This is a genomic window from Sphingobium sp. BS19, from assembly GCF_027925545.1.
GTDB lineage: Bacteria > Pseudomonadota > Alphaproteobacteria > Sphingomonadales > Sphingomonadaceae > Sphingobium.
Window position 1 is genome coordinate 17,786 of the sequence record NZ_BSEF01000002.1, and the last position, 17,513, is coordinate 35,298.

15 protein-coding genes, 1 tRNA gene and 1 pseudogene are annotated in these 17,513 nt (G+C 59.6%); 10 read left to right on the forward strand and 7 right to left on the reverse strand.

The annotated features are described in order from the left end of the window. Positions 1-27 precede the first annotated feature (27 nt). Genes QMG56_RS02505 through QMG56_RS02520 form a run of 4 tightly spaced genes read left to right on the forward strand, consistent with a single transcriptional unit; the run spans position 28 to position 3,546 of the window. On the forward strand, positions 28-819 hold the full coding sequence (locus QMG56_RS02505) for an NUDIX domain-containing protein (protein WP_281821011.1): 792 nt from the start codon (positions 28-30) through the stop codon (positions 817-819). Further along, the gene (locus QMG56_RS02510; RefSeq protein WP_281821012.1) at positions 816-1,523 is read left to right on the forward strand and encodes a glutathione S-transferase N-terminal domain-containing protein; all 708 of its coding nucleotides are present in this window, start codon (positions 816-818) and stop codon (positions 1,521-1,523) included. The genes QMG56_RS02505 and QMG56_RS02510 overlap by 4 nt, the downstream gene beginning before the upstream one ends. Next, positions 1,520-2,158: a 2-hydroxychromene-2-carboxylate isomerase gene (locus QMG56_RS02515; protein WP_281821013.1), complete on the forward strand. Its 639-nt coding sequence runs from the start codon at positions 1,520-1,522 to the stop codon at positions 2,156-2,158. The genes QMG56_RS02510 and QMG56_RS02515 overlap by 4 nt, the downstream gene beginning before the upstream one ends. Continuing rightward, positions 2,122-3,546 carry an MFS transporter gene (locus tag QMG56_RS02520; protein WP_281821014.1) on the forward strand — a complete coding sequence of 475 codons (1,425 nt, stop codon included), beginning with the start codon at positions 2,122-2,124 and terminating at the stop codon, positions 3,544-3,546. The genes QMG56_RS02515 and QMG56_RS02520 overlap by 37 nt, the downstream gene beginning before the upstream one ends. A 65-nt stretch (positions 3,547-3,611) precedes the next feature. Here QMG56_RS02520 and QMG56_RS02525 read toward each other — a convergent pair whose 3' ends face one another. After that, complete coding sequence (locus tag QMG56_RS02525) at positions 3,612-4,373, reverse strand: short-chain dehydrogenase/reductase (RefSeq protein WP_281821015.1); 762 nt, start codon at positions 4,371-4,373, stop codon at positions 3,612-3,614. A gap of 149 nt (positions 4,374-4,522) precedes the next feature. Here QMG56_RS02525 and QMG56_RS02530 point away from each other — a divergent pair, with 149 nt between their 5' ends. From QMG56_RS02530 to QMG56_RS02540, 3 genes are all read left to right on the forward strand, one after another. After that, positions 4,523-5,410, forward strand: coding sequence for a LysR family transcriptional regulator (locus tag QMG56_RS02530; RefSeq protein WP_281821016.1), 888 nt, complete (start codon positions 4,523-4,525; stop codon positions 5,408-5,410). 430 nt (positions 5,411-5,840) lie between these two features. Beyond that, positions 5,841-6,587, forward strand: a complete 747-nt coding sequence (locus tag QMG56_RS02535) for an electron transfer flavoprotein subunit beta/FixA family protein (protein ID WP_281821017.1) — start codon at positions 5,841-5,843, stop codon at positions 6,585-6,587. Continuing rightward, a complete protein-coding gene (locus QMG56_RS02540) occupies positions 6,584-7,513 on the forward strand; it encodes an electron transfer flavoprotein subunit alpha/FixB family protein (RefSeq protein ID WP_281821018.1) in 930 nt (309 codons plus the stop codon). Before QMG56_RS02535 ends, QMG56_RS02540 begins: the two co-directional genes overlap by 4 nt. Positions 7,514-7,754: 241 nt before the next feature. Here QMG56_RS02540 and QMG56_RS02545 read toward each other — a convergent pair whose 3' ends face one another. Beyond that, complete coding sequence (locus QMG56_RS02545; RefSeq protein WP_281821019.1) at positions 7,755-9,278, reverse strand: NAD(P)/FAD-dependent oxidoreductase; 1,524 nt, start codon at positions 9,276-9,278, stop codon at positions 7,755-7,757. 154 nt (positions 9,279-9,432) lie between these two features. Between QMG56_RS02545 and QMG56_RS02550 the strand changes: the two are divergent. Then, a pseudogene (locus QMG56_RS02550) lies at positions 9,433-9,796 on the forward strand (transposase); the annotation flags it as partial. A 257-nt stretch (positions 9,797-10,053) separates the two neighbouring features. Here QMG56_RS02550 and QMG56_RS02555 read toward each other — a convergent pair. The 5 genes from QMG56_RS02555 to tpiA form a co-directional block, all read right to left on the reverse strand. Then, positions 10,054-10,128: transfer RNA gene (locus QMG56_RS02555), tRNA-Val, on the reverse strand. Between the two features lie 59 nt (positions 10,129-10,187). After that, complete coding sequence (locus tag QMG56_RS02560; RefSeq protein WP_281821020.1) at positions 10,188-10,865, reverse strand: Crp/Fnr family transcriptional regulator; 678 nt, start codon at positions 10,863-10,865, stop codon at positions 10,188-10,190. A gap of 53 nt (positions 10,866-10,918) precedes the next feature. Then, positions 10,919-12,553: a CTP synthase gene (locus QMG56_RS02565; RefSeq protein ID WP_281821021.1), complete on the reverse strand. Its 1,635-nt coding sequence runs from the start codon at positions 12,551-12,553 to the stop codon at positions 10,919-10,921. A gap of 105 nt (positions 12,554-12,658) precedes the next feature. Further along, positions 12,659-13,045: a preprotein translocase subunit SecG gene (gene secG / locus QMG56_RS02570; RefSeq protein ID WP_281821219.1), complete on the reverse strand. Its 387-nt coding sequence runs from the start codon at positions 13,043-13,045 to the stop codon at positions 12,659-12,661. An 85-nt stretch (positions 13,046-13,130) separates the two neighbouring features. Beyond that, positions 13,131-13,874, reverse strand: coding sequence for a triose-phosphate isomerase (gene tpiA, locus QMG56_RS02575; RefSeq protein WP_281821022.1), 744 nt, complete (start codon positions 13,872-13,874; stop codon positions 13,131-13,133). A gap of 165 nt (positions 13,875-14,039) precedes the next feature. Here tpiA and QMG56_RS02580 point away from each other — a divergent pair, with 165 nt between their 5' ends. Together QMG56_RS02580 and trpE are read left to right on the forward strand one after the other, a co-directional pair. After that, positions 14,040-15,992 carry a SurA N-terminal domain-containing protein gene (locus QMG56_RS02580; protein ID WP_281821024.1) on the forward strand — a complete coding sequence of 651 codons (1,953 nt, stop codon included), beginning with the start codon at positions 14,040-14,042 and terminating at the stop codon, positions 15,990-15,992. A 4-nt stretch (positions 15,993-15,996) separates the two neighbouring features. Continuing rightward, positions 15,997-17,511 (forward strand): anthranilate synthase component I, encoded by a 1,515-nt coding sequence (gene trpE / locus QMG56_RS02585; RefSeq protein WP_281821025.1) that lies wholly within the window; start codon positions 15,997-15,999, stop codon positions 17,509-17,511. The last annotated feature ends 2 nt before the right edge of the window (positions 17,512-17,513 follow it).

Consider the following 17,513-nt stretch of genomic DNA (forward strand, 5'->3'; position numbering starts at 1 on the left):
ATAGGAAACAGGACCGGGAGACAGAGGATGAGCGATGGACGCGGTGAAACGGTGTCGGGGCCAGGGATCGCAGCAGCCACGCTGATCCTGTATTACGAAAGTGACGGGCAAGCCGCGCGCCATCTGATGATCCAGCGCACAGCACAAATGCGCTTTGCTCCCAACGCGCTGGTGTTCCCCGGCGGCCGGGTAGATGAAGACGACCACCGTACCGCTACAGATGCGAACCTGGTCGATGTCACACTCGGCGAACCGGTCGAGCTGGCGCACCGCGTAACGGCCATTCGCGAAATGCTGGAAGAAGTTGGTATCCTGGTAGCCTTTCAGTCGTCGATGCCGGTGGATGCTGTCGCCCTGCAGACAGAGTTGAAGCGGAAAGTCCCATTCAGCACCTTGCTGGGTGATAACGGTATCAAGCTTGATCTGGCGGCGCTCCTGCCTTGGGCCCAGTGGCATCCAAAATTTCAATCGCATCGTCGCTTCGACACCCGCTTCTATATCACCCGTCACGAGGGAGATCGCACCGTTACTGCCGATGTCGACGAGGTTGGTCAGGCACGCTGGCTCCATGCCCATGAAGCCATCAATGAAGCTGAGGCTGGCACCGCCAAGATAATCTTTCCCACATTGTACAATCTGGAACGTCTCGCTGCCTATCCGGCGTTCGAGGCCGCCAAGGAGCATCTCGGCAACATCGAGTGCATCCCCATTTCGCCTTGCATTGAGGGCGATGAACATGGTGAGTCGTGGATATGTATTCCGGAGGACCGCGGTTATCCTCTCACCCGCCGGCTGCTATCCACGCTGCAGGCGCCATGACCGGGTCGGAGGCCGATCTCGCGGTCTATTATGCACCCACTCCAAACGGATGGAAGATCACGATCTGCCTGGAGGAAATGGGCCTTCCTTACAGGCTTATTCCCGTCCGTTGGGGAAGTGACCCGCCCGAAGGGTTCCTGATGGCGAGCCCCAATGGCAAAATTCCCGCGCTCATCGATGCACAGGGACTCGGCGGCAAGCCCACCACCCTATTTGAAAGCGCCGCCATCCTGCTCTATCTGGCCGATAAAACTGGCCTGTTCCTTGATCCGGAGCCGGCAGAACGATATGCCGCTATCCAGTGGCTGATCTGGCAGGTTGCTGGCCTCGGCCCTATGGTCGGGCAGAATGGCCATTTTCTGCTCTACGCCCCGGAGAAGATCCCCTACGCCATTGAGCGCTACGGCAAGGAAGTCCGTCAGCTTTATACCGTGCTCAATGCCCAATTGGCCCGCACAGGCGCATTTGTTTCTGGCAGCAGCTACTCAATCGCCGACATAGCCTGCTTTCCGTGGATCATGACCCACAAGGCGCAAGGCCTCACCCTTGACGACTATCCGGCCCTGAAAACGTGGTTCGCGCTCGTCCGCGCCCGTCCTGCCGTTCAGCGGGGGATCGCTGCGGGCGGCGGCATCGATGCCATGCGCGCCCTCCCGAGGCCAATCTTTCCACTAGCATCATCCAAAGTTGAGGAGCGGCCATGAAACTTGAAATGTTCTTTGATTGCTCCAGTCCGTGGAGCTATCTCGGTTTCGAACGGATCATGCCGCTGGCCGAAAGCTTCGGCCTCACTGTCGAATGGCATCCGGTCCTCGTCGGCGGCATCTTCAATGCGGTCAACCCAGGCGTCGAATTCAACCTTTTCAAGGAGAAGTTCCCGCCGCGCAAGGTAGACTACCATGCAAAGGTCATGCAGGACTGGGCCGATATCACAGGGATAAAGATCAACTTCCCGCCAGCAGGTCACCCCATTAACAGCGTCAAGGCGATGCGTGCCTGTCTGGTTCTCCAGCCCATCGGTCATCTCATCCCGTTCGCCCGTGCTTGCTATCAGGCCTATTTTAGGGACGAGCTTCCCCTTTCGGAAAACTCGGTCCTTCTCGATATCTGTCGGGAAGTAGGCGTCGATGGGGACTGGCTGCTCGGGCAGATCACCCAGCAGGATGCCAAAGATGCGCTGCGTGCAAAAGTGGACGAAGCTATTGCGCGGGGTGCCTTCGGTGTTCCCACGACTTTCCTGGGTGGCACCGACATGTATTTCGGTGTCGACTCGCTACAATTGGTGAGCGCCCGGTTAGAGCAATGGCAGGCGACGGAAGCAGTTGGCAGCTCCGGCTGACGCCAGAATCCAGAAATCAAATAAACATAATATGTCTTGGGAGAGCAGTTGTGCCGAGAAACCCCATCAACACCATCAACGAGCAAGACGCTGCAATCTTGCCGCCCGCCGGTGTCAGCAACAGGCAGGCCTGGTACACCGTCTGGTTGCTTGCGGCTCTCTATGTCGTTTCATGGCTCGACCGCGGCATTCTGGCTCTGCTGGCCCAACCGCTTGCTGCTTCCCTCGGCCTTGACGACCGGCAATTGGCTCTGTTGTTAGGCTTGGGCTTCGCATTGGTTTACGCCATCGGAGGCGTAGCTCTGGGTCATTTTGTCGACACCCGCAACCGGCGGACTGTCGTGACTATCGGCGTAATCATTTGGAGCCTAGCGACCATATTGAGCGCTTTCTCAACGAATTTCGAGATGATATTCCTGCTGAGATGCGGTGTGGCGTTGGGCGAAGCCGTGCTCATGCCAGCAGCCATTTCTCTGATTGCCGATTTGTTCAAACCGGCACAACGTGGCCTGCCGGTTGCATTCTTCACTTCCATCGGCAGCTTCATGACAATCGGTGCTTATGCGCTCGGAGCGGCCGCGATAGGGCTCGCCGAAGCGGTCAGCAGCGACATTGGGCTGACGACATGGAGGACAACGCTAATCATAGTCGGGCTACCCGGATTATTGCTGGCCCTGATATTCGCCTTCACAGCAAAGATACCGACACGAAGCATCTCCGAGGCGCTTCCAGCGGCCGAAGTAAGCATGGCGGCGCTAATCCAATATTTGAAGAAGCGCATGCGCTTCATGGGACCGCTGCTGTCCCTCACCGGCATAAATTGCATCTATAGCCTGGCAATCATAATATGGCTTCCAACGGTGCTGATCCGCGAACATGGCATGAACGCCTCTGAAGCAGGTTATCTTCTGGGTCTCGTAGGCGTTCCCGCCGCACTGGCCGGAAACTTTTTCTGGCAGTGGCGCGGATTGCGATTGTATCATCGTGATCCAGAGAAAGGCATTCTGCGCACCTTCGTCCTTCCATCACTTTTTGCAGCACCTTGCTATGCTGCGGGACTGCTCTCAGACAGCATTGTTCTCCAGCTTTCCGGGTTCGCCGTTGGTATGTTCATGGGATCGGCATTCAATGTCATGACGCCCATCGCAATTCAGTCATACACTCCCACTCGAATGAGAGCCCGTATTGTCAGCCTCAATTTCCTTATCATCTCCGTTCTCGGCTATGGACTGGGGCCACTGGCTGCGGTCGAGATTGGAACGTGGGTTGCAGGAGAGGGGCAAGGCATTCGCACAGGCCTCATCACGCTTTCATTAATCAGCTGGCCGCTACTTGTGATCACAACTCTGGCTATGGTTCGCAATGCAGGCAAACCGAACGAACTGTAGGAGCGCTCTAGCTAACGCTCAGCTTGAAGCCCACGATGGGCAATGACGTCAGAGAGGGAGAGCGACTACGCGCCACCTCCATCGATCGTAAGGATCGCCCCGGACGTGTAGGCCGATAGCGGCGAGGCCAAAAACGCCACGGCCTGGGCGATCTCTTGTGGCTCCGCCATGCGTCCAAACGGCATGTTCGCCACCAGCTCCGGCCAGCGTTCGGCATCCCCCAGTTTGCGCTCCGCCTGATTACGCAGCATCAGCTTGATCCGCTCCGTCCGTACGGGCCCCGGGTTGATGCCGACGACGCGCACCCCGTCAACCGCAGCCCCCTTCGCCATGCCTTTGGTAAAAGCCATCAGCGCGCTGTTACCGGCTGCACCGGCAATATAGGACGGATCAGGCCGTTCACCCGCCGTTCCGATGATGTTGACCACCACGCCCCGACTAACTGTGAGCAGCGTATAAAGGCTGCGGGTCAGGTCAATATAACCATACACCTTGAGATCCCAGGCGGCACGCCATCGCTCGGATGAAATATCCAATAATCCACCCGGCGGTATCGCACCGGCATTGTTGACCAGGATGTCCAGAGACGTCACTTCCTTCGCCAATTCGTCAATCGCGCCGGGTAGGGACAGGTCAGCGACGATCAACCGCGGCACAGCGTGCGCTACGGCGGCGATCTGGTCAGCGGCATTCTGCAGGCTTGTCCGGTTCCGCGCCACGAGAGTTAGGTCGCACCCCTCCTCCGCCAGCAGCGTCGCAACGGCGAGTCCGATCCCTTGCGAAGCGCCGGTCACGACAGCATGCTTCCCGCGTAATTGGAGGTCCATTTCTACTCTCCTGCCAAGTATTGTCGCCCGTTAGGGCACATCTATTCGGACCACCCAAAATAAGATGACGATCACGCTAGACCCAATCATTCTGCTTGTTAACAGATCATATTGCATCGATAGGCTGCATTATTGCAGGAAGGGGTGCGATGATACATTGGGATGATCTCCGCTATTTTCTGGCGGTCGAACGCGGACGGACGTTGGCGACGGCAGCGGCCCGGCTGGGGGTAGATGCAACCACGGTCGGCCGCAGGATTGATCGGCTGGCGGCGTCTCTCAACACCAGCCTGTTCGAAGTCGGGCCGCGCGGGCATGCACTCACACCGAGCGGAAAAAAGCTGCTTGCCCATGCCGAGGAAATGGAACGGTCGCTGCTGTCGGCCAGCGGCGATCTTTCTGGAGAGCGCAGCCGTTATGCCGGAACGGTACGGATTAGCATGTCAGAAGGGTTTGCGACGTGGGTAGTCGCACCCCAATTGTCACAATTCCACGAGCGTCATCCCGATATATCGCTCGAAATCGTGACGACAAACGGTTTTCTCAATCCCTCGAAGCGCGAGGCGGATATGGCAGTCATGCTCGCCCGCCCCTCGCGCGGGGCGCTGCTGTCGCGCAAACTCGCGGACTATCGGCTCGGCCTGTATGCCTCGCGAGACTATATCCGTGATCATGGCGGAGTGCAGGATATCGAGGACCTGCGAAGCCGCACATTAATCGGCTACATCCCTGATTTCATTTATGCTGACGAGCTGCGCTATCTGCATGAGGTTGACGTGCAACTCTCGCCGAATTTCGCAAGCTCCAGCATAAATGTGCAGCATGCGATGATACGTGGCGGGATTGGAGTAGCAATCCTGCCCAATTTTATCGGCTTGAATGATCCGGTGCTGGTACCGCAGCTTGCAGACGCAGTCATGGTCCAGCGCAGCTTCTGGGTCGTCGTACATCACGAACTGCGACGGCTGGCGCGGGTTTCGGCAGTAATGGAATGGCTGCAGCAAGCGGTTCAGGAAGTGGCCGGGCCACCGCACTGATTTATGAACCAAGCAGGATGATGCCAATCAAAGCTGTCGTGCTACGCTCTTCGAGATTGAAGCGACTTGTCTCAGTGCGCCGTTGCTGGCTACGAATGTGTCGATTGGGTTGAAGCGCTCAATGGATCACCCCCATAGCGCTTAGCTGACTCGGGATGTCCTACTTACCACATCCATGAAATCATCTCCCCGCCTCCCGTTCATGCATCCAAATACTTGCCGAGCGGGATCGGGAAGCTTTAAGCAAGATGCTCGAAACCGTACTGTAAAACACCCTTTGCCGTGCCTGATACACATGAGGAATGCGCCTCCCTCAATGTAGGCTTAGCCTGTTCTCCGGCTAGCTATGTACCTGTATTTGCGGTGCGAACATGGTGCAGAATACGGACCTCAGCAGGATTATATAAAAAGATTGAAAGGAAGCCACTCGATGAAGATTATCGTGCCCGTAAAGCGGGTGATAGATTACAACGTGAAGCCACGGGTGAAGGCGGACGGAACGGGTGTCGACCTGGCCAATGTGAAGATGTCGATGAACCCTTTTGACGAGATCGCGGTGGAAGAAGCGCTACGTCTCAAGGAGAAGGGTGCTGCCACGGAAGTGGTGGTGGTTTCGATCGGACCGGCCAAGGCACAGGAGACGCTGCGCACGGCGCTGGCCATGGGCGCGGACCGGGCGATCCTGATCGAAGCTGAGGATGTGGAGCCGCTGGGCGTGGCCAAGCTGCTCGCCAAGGTGCAGGAAGAAGAGCTGGCTGGCCTGATCATCCTGGGAAAGCAGGCGATCGACAACGACTGCAACCAGACCGGCCAGATGCTCGCCGCGCTGCTGGGCCGTCCGCAGGGTACGTTCGCCAGCAAGGTCGAGGTCGAGGGCGACAGCGTCTCGGTGACGCGCGAAGTCGACGGCGGTCTGGAGACGGTGAAGCTCACCCTTCCCGCGATCGTCACCACCGACCTGCGTTTGAACGAGCCGCGCTATGCCTCGCTGCCCAACATCATGAAGGCCAAGTCAAAGCCGCTCGCGCAGAAGACCCCCGCCGACTATGGCGTCGACATCAGCCCCCGGCTCGAAACGCTCAAGGTTGTCGAACCGCCGGTGCGTCAGGCAGGGATCAGGGTCGCCGACGTTGATGAACTGGTCGCCAAACTCAAAGCCATGGGAGTAGCCGCATGAAGACGCTCGTTTGGGTCGAACATGACAATGCGTCGGTCAAGGATGCAACGCTGGCTGCTGTCACTGCCGCCAGCAAACTGGGTGAAGTGCATCTGCTCGTCGCAGGTTCCGGCTGCGCTGCTGCAGCGAGCGCCGCCGCGCAGATCGCTGGCGTGGGCAAAGTCCATGTCGCCGATGACGCCGCCTTTGCGAATGCGCTGCCGGAAAACGTCGCGCCGCTGATCGTGGAACTGATGAGCCACCATGATGCGTTCATCGCGCCCGCCACCTCCAACGGCAAGAACATCGCCCCGCGCGTAGCTGCGCTGCTCGACGTAATGCAGATCAGCGACATCCTCTCAGTCGAGAGCCAAGACACGTTCACCCGCCCCACCTATGCGGGCAACGCCATTGCCACGGTCAAGAGCAAAGACGCCAAGAAGGTGATCACCGTGCGCGGCACGGCCTTTGAGAAGGCAGACGCCACCGGCGGATCCGGCACCGTCGAGGCGGTATCCTCTACGGGGGACAAGGGACTCTCCAGCTTCATCGGCTCGGAGATCGCGAAGATGGAGCGCCCTGAACTGACCAGCGCGAAGATCATTGTCTCGGGCGGTCGCGCGCTCAAGGATGGCGACACGTTCAAGGCTAACATCTTCCCGCTCGCCGACAAGCTCGGCGCAGCCGTGGGCGCCAGCCGTGCTGCGGTCGATGCGGGCTATGTCCCCAACGACTATCAGGTCGGCCAGACCGGCAAGATCGTCGCACCCGAAGTCTATGTCGCCATCGGCATCTCGGGCGCGATCCAGCATCTCGCCGGCATGAAGGACTCAAAGACCATCATCGCCATCAACAAGGACGAGGACGCCCCCATCTTCCAAGTCGCCGACATCGGCTTGGTCGGCGACCTCTTCAAGATCGTGCCGGAACTCACCGAGAAGCTGTAAGCTACTTTATAGGCACGCACATGTCCCCGGCGTCCCAGCGGCGCCGGGGATAGTCCGGCGAGGATCGCCACCCAGGCAGATTACGGCAAACTTTCTCGGCAAACGATCTGATGAGCCAGGCGTTGGGGCGCGACTCTTTCTCATACGGGTCGAGATGTCATCGATACGGAACAGATGACATCTCGACGATTGGACAGTAGCGTTCAATCTGCCCAAAAGGCATGCGGCCGGAAGCCTATAATCATATCGCGACCAATGGTTCTGAGTTGGTGCGTTGGCCATCGTAGAGGAATTCCGGGCCATCGAGGTCTATGTTCGGTAACTCGTGACGCTCGGCCCAGTAGTCCTGATTGTGGCGCCATTCTGGCTGGTCGCCGCGGCGGGGCAGATCCTTGAGGCCGCGCATCAGGTACCCAGGATTGAAATTGTCTTCCTCGATCCAGTCCGCCAGAGCCATGCTTTCGTCCTGTGGCCGGTAGGTCACCTCGACCCGCGTCGCCTTGCGCTCGCTCATGCGGTTAAGCAGCTTGCAGACGAACTCGCTGATCATTTCAACCCGCAGTGTCCAGGACGCGCGGAAATAGCCCATGACCCAGACCATATTGGGCACTCCGGTGAACATTGCGCCACGGTAGGTAACGGTCTCGTGCCAATCGATTGGCTTGCCGTCGACCGTGAACGGAATGCCGCCCATCACCAGCAAGTTGAAGCCGGTGCAGGCGACGATGATGTCCGCCTCGATCTCCTCGCCCGAAGCAGTCCGCACGCCCTTTTCGGTGAACCTGTCGATGGTGTCGGTTACCACGGAGACCTTGCCAGCAGCCGCCGCCTGGAACAGGTCGCCGTTCGGACAGAATGCGATGCGCTGCTGCCAGACCTTGTACTTCGGCACGAAGTGCGGCTCGATCGGGAAATCCTCACCCGCAAACGCGCGGATATTGGTCTTGAGTTCCTCGAATACTTCGTTCGAGTCGGCATTGCAGCGATTGATGAAGTTCAGCTGATCGTGGAGAATCTGAGTACGCGCCACCCTGTGGATGGTCGGCTCGTCCATGCCGATTTCGCGCAAGCGGTCGGCCAGGTCGTTCTGGTTCGGTCGGCAGAGGAAATAGGTTGGTGAGCGCTGCAGCATCACGACATGCGCCGCCTTTTCGGCAAATGCCGGAACCACCGTTGCCGCAGTCGCGCCCGAACCGATCACCAGCACCCGCTTGCCGGTGTAGTCGGTCGCGGGATCCCATTTCTGGGCGTGAACGAATAGACCCTTATAGTCGGCCATGCCCGCCCAATCGGGGATGTGAGGGGTTTCGTGATCATAATATCCTTGGCACATCCACAGGAAGTTGCATGTGAAGACCAGCTTCGCTCCATCGGACTTGCGGGTGGCTTCGACCGTCCAGAGGTCGGTTTCGCGGGAAAAGGAACAGGCCGTGATCCAATGTCCATAACGGATGCGTGGTCCGATCCCGTTCTCTTCGATCACCGTGCCCATATAGGCCAGAATATCCTCGGCACTCGCGATCGGGTTGCCAAGCCATGGCCGGAAGCTGTAGCCGAAAGTGTAGAGATCGGAATCCGAGCGCACGCCCGGATATTTGTGGGTTTCCCAGGTTCCGCCGAAAGTATCTTTGCCCTCGAGCACCAGATAGGTTTTCTCCGGGCAGTCCTGCTGCAAGCGATAGGCCGAGCCGACTCCGGAAATTCCGGCGCCGACGATGATCACGTCGACATGCTCTGCTGCGGTTGTATATCCTCGAGTTTCCATAGCTATCACATCCTCCAATTTATGCCGCGCCAGCTTAGGCCAGTGGCTAATGTCGCGACTTTGCGTAAGATCAATAAAACTGGATCACGCATATCTGGAATCTGGCCTCCAGTTTTCCCAGCAATTACCGCAAGTGAAGATGGCAATGTGCATGGTGCTGGCCTGGGAGCTGTCGAATACGATGAACCTGGATTCTGTGTCGCGGCGCCGAAGGAGGCACTGGGCCGCTTCGGCAAGCCAGAGACCTCAATACCAATCAGGGCAGCCAATTTACGTCGCAAGCCTTCGCCAGCGTGCTGCTTGACGCCGATATTGGCATCAGCATGGAAAGCCGGGGCCGATGGATGGACAATGTCTGTATTGAACCCATCTGGCGATCACTGAAGTACGAGTGTGTGTACCTCCATGCCTTCGAGACCGGCTCGGAACTGCGGGTCGGCCTTGGCCGGTGGATCACCTATTACAACACGCAGCGTCGGCACTCGGGTCTGGCCGGGAGAACCCCGGTCAAGGCCTATCGTCGGAACAGGCAATCAGATCATGGGGGGGCGCATAACTATATCAGGGATTAGCTTAACTTAGCCGCCAAACCGACCATGAAGGCGGGACCGCTTCATATCTCTCCTTTCCGATACTCCGCGACAGAATGCCCACAGCGAATTCGTCTGGATGTGCAAGACCCCCGGCGCATGCGGACGCGAAGCTGCCGCACGTCTACACTTCTTTGGCATTTTGGAGAAATGCGGAAGCGTCTGGAAGCTTCCGGATTTGCAAATGGTGGGCGCGGCAAGGATTGAACTTGCGACCCCACCCGTGTGAAGGGTGTGCTCTACCACTGAGCTACGCGCCCCCGAAGGGAGCCGCGCATTGGCATTGTGCTGCGGGGCTGTCAAGCGTGCGGCGCACCGCTCATTCCATCGCGTCGGCTATTTCCTCCAGCGAATCGACATCCATCACGCGGATCTTGCCGTGCTCCAGTTCGACGATACCGCCCTGTGCCCACAGCGCGAGTTGCCGGTTGATATTCTCACGGCTGATGCCGGCAAACATCGCGAGTTCGGTCTGGCTAAGGCTGATAACGCCGGTTTCGCTGTTCTTGAGCAATCGAAGGAGGAACCGCGCGAGACGCGGTGCCGCACCATAGGCCCGATCCGTTTCGATGGTCTCATTGGCGAGCCGCAACCGCATCGCCAGCTCCCGCATCAGGCGGAGCGCAATGCGGTGATTGGCGGCAATCACGCGCTCGAACACCGCGCGCGGCAAGGTCAGGTAGCGCACAGGACCAAGGGCGATGACGCTGGCTGTGCGCAAGCCGCCGTCGATCAGCGCGATTTCGCCCAGCACTGTGCCAGCCTCGACATATTCCAGCACGATTTCCCGCCCGTTGGCGGAATAGACCGTCACGCGCGCGCGCCCCTCCATGAGGATCAGCAGGAAATCCCCCGGATCGCCCTGCTGCAGAAGGACCGCGCCTTTTTTCGCCTTATGCTCGCGCGCATCGGTCAGCAGATAAGCCAGATCGTCCGGCCCCAATGACCGAAGCAAGCTATGTTCCGGCAGCTTTGCGTAAAGTGCTGTAATGTCCATGAGGCCCCCTCGCCGCCGTTATGCGGCGAGGCGCGCGCGAATCCAAGCCCCTCTTAGACGAGTCGGCTTTGCTTCAGCGCTGCACCGATGAAGCTGGCAAATAGCGGATGCGGATCGAAAGGCTTGGATTTCAATTCCGGGTGGAACTGCACCCCGACGAACCAGGGATGATCGGGCCGCTCGACGATTTCGGGCAAAGTGCCATCCGGGGACATGCCCGAGAAGATGAGGCCGCCCTTTTCCAGCGGTTCGCGATAGCCTGCGTTCACCTCATATCGGTGACGATGCCGCTCACTGATTTCATCGGTCTCATAAATGCCAGCGACGACGCTGTTGCCGCTCAGCTTGGCCGGATACGCGCCGAGCCGCATGGTGCCGCCCAGATCGCCGCCTTCCTGCCGCTTCTGCAGGCCTGCCGATCCCATCCATTCGGTAATCAGGCCGACGACCGGCTCGCTCGTTTCACCAAATTCGGTCGTGGACGCATCGGCAATGCCCGCCGTGTTCCGCGCCCCTTCGATGCAGGCCATCTGCATACCCAGACAAATGCCGAAGAACGGCACGTTCCGCTGACGCGCAAAACGGACGCTCGCGATCTTGCCTTCGCTTCCGCGCACACCGAAGCCACCGGGCACCAGAATGCCGTGCAGCGGTTCAAGCGCAGCAGTGATGCTGTCATCGTCCTTCTCGAACAATTCCGCATCGATCCAGCGGATATGCACCTTCACCCGGTTATGCAGGCCGCCATGCACCAGCGCCTCATGGAGCGACTTGTAGGCGTCAGGCAGGCCGACATATTTGCCGACAACGCCGATAGTCACTTCGCCTTCGGGATTGGCATGACGGTCCATGATGTCGATCCAGCGATCGAGCACCGGCTCCTTGGCCCCCTCGATACCGAAGGCACGCAGCACTTCGTCATCCAGTCCCTCGGCATGATATTGCGTCGGCACCGAATAGATGCTCGGCGCGTCGAGAGCGGGAATCACCGCTTCCTTGCGTACGTTGCAGAACAGCGCGATCTTCGCGCGTTCGCTGTCAGGCAAGGGTTGCTCGCACCGGCACAGCAGGATGTGCGGTTGAATGCCCAGCGACGTCAGTTCGCGCACGCTGTGCTGCGTGGGCTTTGTCTTCAACTCACCCGCTGCCGCAATGTACGGCACCAGCGTCACATGGACGAAGATCGACTGCAAACGGCCGAGGTCGTTGTGCAACTGGCGGATCGCCTCCATGAACGGAAGGCTTTCGATATCGCCAACCGTGCCGCCGATCTCGCACAGCACGAAATCGATGCCATCGGTGTCAGCCGTCGCGAACGCCTTGATCTCATCGGTGACGTGCGGAATGACTTGCACCGTCGCGCCTAGATAGTCGCCGCGCCGTTCCTTGGTGATGATCGTCTGATAGACGCGACCCTGCGTCACATTGTCCGACTGCCGACTGGGGACGCCGGTAAAGCGCTCATAATGACCGAGGTCGAGATCGGTCTCCGCCCCGTCGTCAGTCACATAGACTTCGCCATGCTGATACGGCGACATCGTGCCGGGATCGACGTTGAGATAAGGATCGAACTTCCGGATTCGCACGCGATATCCTCGTGCCTGCAGCAATGCTGCAAGACTGGCGGCCATGAGGCCCTTGCCAAGCGAGGAGACCACGCCGCCGGTTATGAATATATACCGCGCCATGGGATGAGAGGCTTAGCCTTTTACGAACGTGTTGGGCAAGCGCGCGAATCCGCACGCCCGCAAAAATAGTTTCGAGCGAAGAAGTTTTACGTCGAAACGCGAAGGTTAGTTGGCGAGCGGAACGCTCTCGTTGGTTGCGGGCGTTGCGCTATTGCCGACGGACTGCGCCGCCCCGGCAAGCGGATCGCCACCCGCCAGCGGCGCGGCGTTGTTTGCAGGGGCTGCCGGAGCCGTCTTGGCAAGCGATGTATCGATGCTGCTCGGCGCATGCTGGACCGATGCGATAACCGCCAGAACGACGCTGAGGCTGACGAACATGGTCGCAAGAATCGTCGTCGCACGCGTCAGAAAGTTTGCCGCTCCGCGCGCCGACATCAGACCCGAAGGACTGCCGCCAACGCCCAAGCCGCCGCCTTCCGACTGCTGCATCAGGATAACGGTGACCAAGGCGGCTGCGATGATCGCCTGAACGACGAGAAGAAACGTGAAAATCATGCGACTATGCTGTCCGGATAATATCTGTTGCCGCGCACATAGCGAGGTTGTCCTTTCGGTTCAACCTCGCGCTGGCGTATCGTTACGCTGCCGCAGCTTCGATGATCGGTCCGAAGCTGTCGACTTTCAGGCTTGCGCCGCCCACCAGTCCACCGTCGACATCTGCCACGGCAAAGACTTCGGCTGCGTTGGCGGCATTGACCGACCCGCCATACAGGATGCGCATCGCGTTGCCGTCTTCGCCGATCCGCTTGACCAGAGCACCGCGAATGGCGCTGTGCATTTCGGCGATCTGCTCCATGGTCGGAATGCGGCCCGTACCAATGCACCACACTGGCTCATAGGCAATTGACAGCCACTGTGCTGCTGCCCCTTCCGGCAGGGAAGCTTCCAGTTGCGCCAGCACAAAGGGAACGGCCTCCCCACTGTCGCGTATTTCGAGGCTTTCGCCGACGCACAGGATCACCTTCAGTCCCTGCGCATGGCCAGCCAACGCTTTCCCAGCCACATCGGCATCCGTTTCGTCTTGGTCGGCGCGGCGTTCGCTATGGCCGACGATCACCCAAGTCGCTCCTGCTTCTCTGAGCATTTCGGCGGACAGGCATCCGGTATGCGCGCCCGTCGCCTTGGCGTGGCAATCCTGCCCGCCGATGAAGGCACCGCCTCGCGCTTCGTTCGCTATGCCGATCAGCGTCGCGGGCACACACAGGCCTACTTCGACTGCGCCATGAGCGCTGGCTTCCGCGCCAATCGCTGCCACCTGCGGCAGATGCGCGCGCAGTCCGTTCATTTTCCAGTTGCCGACAACCAGCTTACGTCTTGTCATTACCCCTGATCTCCTGCACGAAATGGGATGTTGCGGCGCAGCGATAGCGGCTCATGCCATATTGTCCACCCCTACGACCCGAACTCGTCGCCTGCACTCGACAGCAGCCGGATTCGACCCTAAAGCGGCGGTCGACTTGTCTTTGGCCCTCAGTTCCGGACCCTTATGCTCAGTTTTTTCCGTCGTTTTCTCGGTTCCAAAGTGGGCGCATTCATTGCGCTGGCATTTTTGGGCGTCATTGCTTTTGCTTTTGCGGCTGGCGATATCACCAACACCGGCGGTCTCGGCAATCTTGGCGGAGGCGGTGGCACAGCGGCGAAAGTCGGTGGAGAGAAGCTTTCCGTCACGGAGCTACAGTCGCGTGTGCAGCGGGCCTTCGAGCAGGAGCGCAAGCAAAACCCCGGGCTGCAAATTGGCGAGTTCATCGCCAAGGGAGCCGTCGAGCAAATTTATGACCAGATGGTGGCAGGCCTGACCGTCAGCGCCTATGCCGACGATCAGGGCATGAGCGTGTCGAAGCGTATGGTCGATGGCCAGATCGCCGGCATTCCTGCTTTTCAGGATGCGTCGGGCAAATTCAGCCAGGATTTGTTCCGTCAGCTTCTGGCACGTGAAGGGATCAGCGAGCAGGCGTTGCGCGATGACATGTCTCGCGACCTGATCGGCAAGCAGCTTGTCGGTCCTGCCAGCCTTGGCGTGCGATTGGGCGACAGCCTCGTGCTGCCCTATGCGTCGCTGCTTCTCGAAGCACGCGCTGGCCGCATCGCAGCGATTCCGGCGGCGGCATTCCTGCCGAAGACTGCGCCCACCGATGCGCAGTTGCAGGACTTCTACACGAAGAACGCGGATCGCTATTCGATCCCGGAACAGCGCAAGTTGCGTTATGCGGTGATCGACGCGGCCCGCTTCGCCGGTGCAGCTAATCCTACCGATGCGGAAATTGCTGCGGCCTACAATCAGAACAAAGTAAGCTACGCCGCCACTCAGACACGCAATTTCGACCGCCTCGTTTTGCCGACCGAAGCAGCCGCGAAGACGATTGCTGCCGATGTGAAGGCCGGTAAGTCGATGGCGGACGCCGCGCGCGCAGCCGGACTTGCTGTCGCCACGCTGACCAAGCAGACCAAGGCGATGCTGGCGAAGGACGGCAACGATGCCGTTGTGCAAGCCGCCTTTGCTGCACCTAAGGATGGTGTCGTCGGCCCCATTCGTACCGGGCTGGGCTGGCAAGTATTGCGTGTCACCGCAATCGACACGGTAGCAGAACGTACGCTGGCACAGGTTCGCCCGGAATTGATCGCAACACTTAAGGGGCAGAAGACGGCCCAACTCATCAGCGATTTCACTGGCAGGATTGAAGATCAGGTAGCCGAAGGCGCAACATTCGACGAAGTTGCAAAGGACAACGGCCTTGCCATCGAAACCTCGCCAGCGGTTATCTCCACCGGTCAGGCTGTGCAGGATAGCATTTTCAAACCAAGCGCCGATCTGCAGGCGCTTTTGAAGCCCGGTTTCGACATGACGGCAGACGACGACGGCCAGCTTGTGCCGATCATTCCTAATCAGCGCTATGCCCTGCTGGATGTGAGCGAAATCATTCCCGCTGCTCCGCCCCCGCTGGCGAAGGTGCGGGACATCGTCGCCAGGCAGTATCAGCTTAATCAGGGTGCGATCAAAGCCAAGGCCGTTGCCGAGGAATTACGGACGAAGATTGCCAAGGGCATGTCGCTCGACGATGCGATCAAGTCCGTCGGCGTTCCTCTCCCTGCGCCACAAAAGGTTGCCGGTCGCCGCGCCGATCTGATGCGCGGTCAGGAACGCCCGCCCGAGGAAATCGCGCTGCTCTTTGCCATGGCACCCAAAAGCGTCAAGACATTGGCCATTCCGAACGATCAAGGCACCTTCATCGTCCAGCTTGACGCCATTCAGCGCGCCGACGCAGCCAAGCAACCTGCATTGGTCGAGAATGTCCGCGGGCAGCTTTCGCAGGTCGCGGGCAGCGAATATGCCGATCAGTTTGAACGCGCGATGGAAAAGCAGCTTGGTGTGAAGCGCGATGCCGCTGCGCTCGCAACCGTGAAGCAGGCTTTGCGCGCCGCCAACGGCGTAACCCCCTGATCCTATGACGACGGAGCTGGAAGGGAACGCTTCGGCACGGCAAGCGCTGGCGGAGGGCCGGTCGGCACTCATCTGGCGTCGCCAGATTGCCGATACCGACACGCCAATCTCCGCTGCGCTGAAACTGTTCGAGCCGGATCGCGGCGACTTCCTGCTGGAGTCCGTCGAGGGCGGCGCGGTGCGTGGGCGCTACAGTCTTATCGGCCTCGCACCCGACCTTGTGTTCCGCGCTGTCGGTGACGAAGCGGCAATCAACCGGCACTGGCAGACCGATCGCGATGCGTTCGTGCCGACCGATCATGGCGCACTCGCCGCACTTCGGGCGCTCGTCGAAGAATGCAAGGCAGATATGGACCCCGCGCTGCCTTCGGCGCTGGCCTGTCTCGTCGGCTATTTCGGCTATGAAACCATCGGGCTGGTTGAAAAGCTGCCTCGCCCGGCTGCCAATCCCATCGACGTGCCGGACATGCTGTTCGTCCGTCCGACCGTCATCCTGATCTTCGACCGATTGGCCGATGCGCTGTTTCTCGTTGCGCCTGTCTGGAAGGGCAGCTTCACCGACCCGGACAAAGCCATAGCCGCCGCGCATGATCGCATCGATGCTGCAGCGGCGCGTCTCGCCGGGCCAATACCCGACGCCGCGCCATCTATCGAGCTGCCTGACGTCGTCGTCACACCGATCCTGCCCGATGGCCGCTATGGCGAAATGGTGAACGCGGCAAAGGACTATATCGTCGCGGGCGATATCTTTCAGGTCGTGCTGGCCCAACGCTTCACCAGCCCCTTTACACTCCCGCCGATCGCGCTTTATCGCGCGCTGCGCCGGATCAATCCGTCGCCCTTCCTCTATTATCTCGATCTCCCCGGCTTTGCGCTGATCGGGTCCAGCCCGGAAATCCTCGTCCGCGCACGTGACGGCGAAGTCACTATTCGCCCCATCGCCGGCACCCGACCGCGCGGCAAAACGGCAACCGAGGACGCAGCCAATCGCGACAGCCTGCTCGCCGATCCCAAGGAACGCGCCGAGCATCTGATGCTGCTGGACCTTGGTCGCAACGATGTCGGCCGCGTCGCCAGTGCTGGCAGCGTCACCGTGACCGACAGCTATGGCGTGGAATTTTACAGCCACGTCATGCACGTCGTCTCCAACGTCGTGGGTCAGCTTGCACCCGGCAAAGACGCCCTCGACGCGCTGTTCGCGGGCTTCCCCGCAGGTACCGTCAGCGGCGCGCCAAAGGTGCGCGCGTGCGAGATCATCGCCGAACTGGAACCGGAAACGCGCGGCGCTTATGCTGGCGGCGTCGGCTACTTCAGCCCGGACGGCAATATGGATAGCTGCATCGTCCTGCGCACCGCAGTCCTCAAAGACGGCGTGATGCACGTTCAGGCAGGGGCAGGCATCGTCGCAGACAGCGTGCCCGAATATGAGCAACGCGAATGCGAAGCCAAGAGTGGGGCACTTCTTGCCGCAGCGCGCGAAGCGGTGGCGATTGCACGCTCCGCTGGTTTCGGGCAGTAATG

Bases quoted from the DNA above. Each gene is read 5' to 3' on its own strand.
- QMG56_RS02505 (WP_281821011.1), top strand. From the start codon at position 28: ATGAGCGATGGACGCGGTGAAACGGTGTCGGGGCCAGGGATCGCAGCA.
- QMG56_RS02510 (WP_281821012.1), top strand. From the start codon at position 816: ATGACCGGGTCGGAGGCCGATCTCGCGGTCTATTATGCACCCACTCCA.
- QMG56_RS02515 (WP_281821013.1), top strand. From the start codon at position 1,520: ATGAAACTTGAAATGTTCTTTGATTGCTCCAGTCCGTGGAGCTATCTC.
- QMG56_RS02520 (WP_281821014.1), top strand. From the start codon at position 2,122: ATGGCAGGCGACGGAAGCAGTTGGCAGCTCCGGCTGACGCCAGAATCC.
- QMG56_RS02525 (WP_281821015.1), bottom strand. From the start codon at position 4,373: ATGGACCTCCAATTACGCGGGAAGCATGCTGTCGTGACCGGCGCTTCG.
- QMG56_RS02530 (WP_281821016.1), top strand. From the start codon at position 4,523: ATGATACATTGGGATGATCTCCGCTATTTTCTGGCGGTCGAACGCGGA.
- QMG56_RS02535 (WP_281821017.1), top strand. From the start codon at position 5,841: ATGAAGATTATCGTGCCCGTAAAGCGGGTGATAGATTACAACGTGAAG.
- QMG56_RS02540 (WP_281821018.1), top strand. From the start codon at position 6,584: ATGAAGACGCTCGTTTGGGTCGAACATGACAATGCGTCGGTCAAGGAT.
- QMG56_RS02545 (WP_281821019.1), bottom strand. From the start codon at position 9,278: ATGGAAACTCGAGGATATACAACCGCAGCAGAGCATGTCGACGTGATC.
- QMG56_RS02560 (WP_281821020.1), bottom strand. From the start codon at position 10,865: ATGGACATTACAGCACTTTACGCAAAGCTGCCGGAACATAGCTTGCTT.
- QMG56_RS02565 (WP_281821021.1), bottom strand. From the start codon at position 12,553: ATGGCGCGGTATATATTCATAACCGGCGGCGTGGTCTCCTCGCTTGGC.
- tpiA (WP_281821022.1), bottom strand. From the start codon at position 13,874: ATGACAAGACGTAAGCTGGTTGTCGGCAACTGGAAAATGAACGGACTG.
- QMG56_RS02580 (WP_281821024.1), top strand. From the start codon at position 14,040: ATGCTCAGTTTTTTCCGTCGTTTTCTCGGTTCCAAAGTGGGCGCATTC.
- trpE (WP_281821025.1), top strand. From the start codon at position 15,997: ATGACGACGGAGCTGGAAGGGAACGCTTCGGCACGGCAAGCGCTGGCG.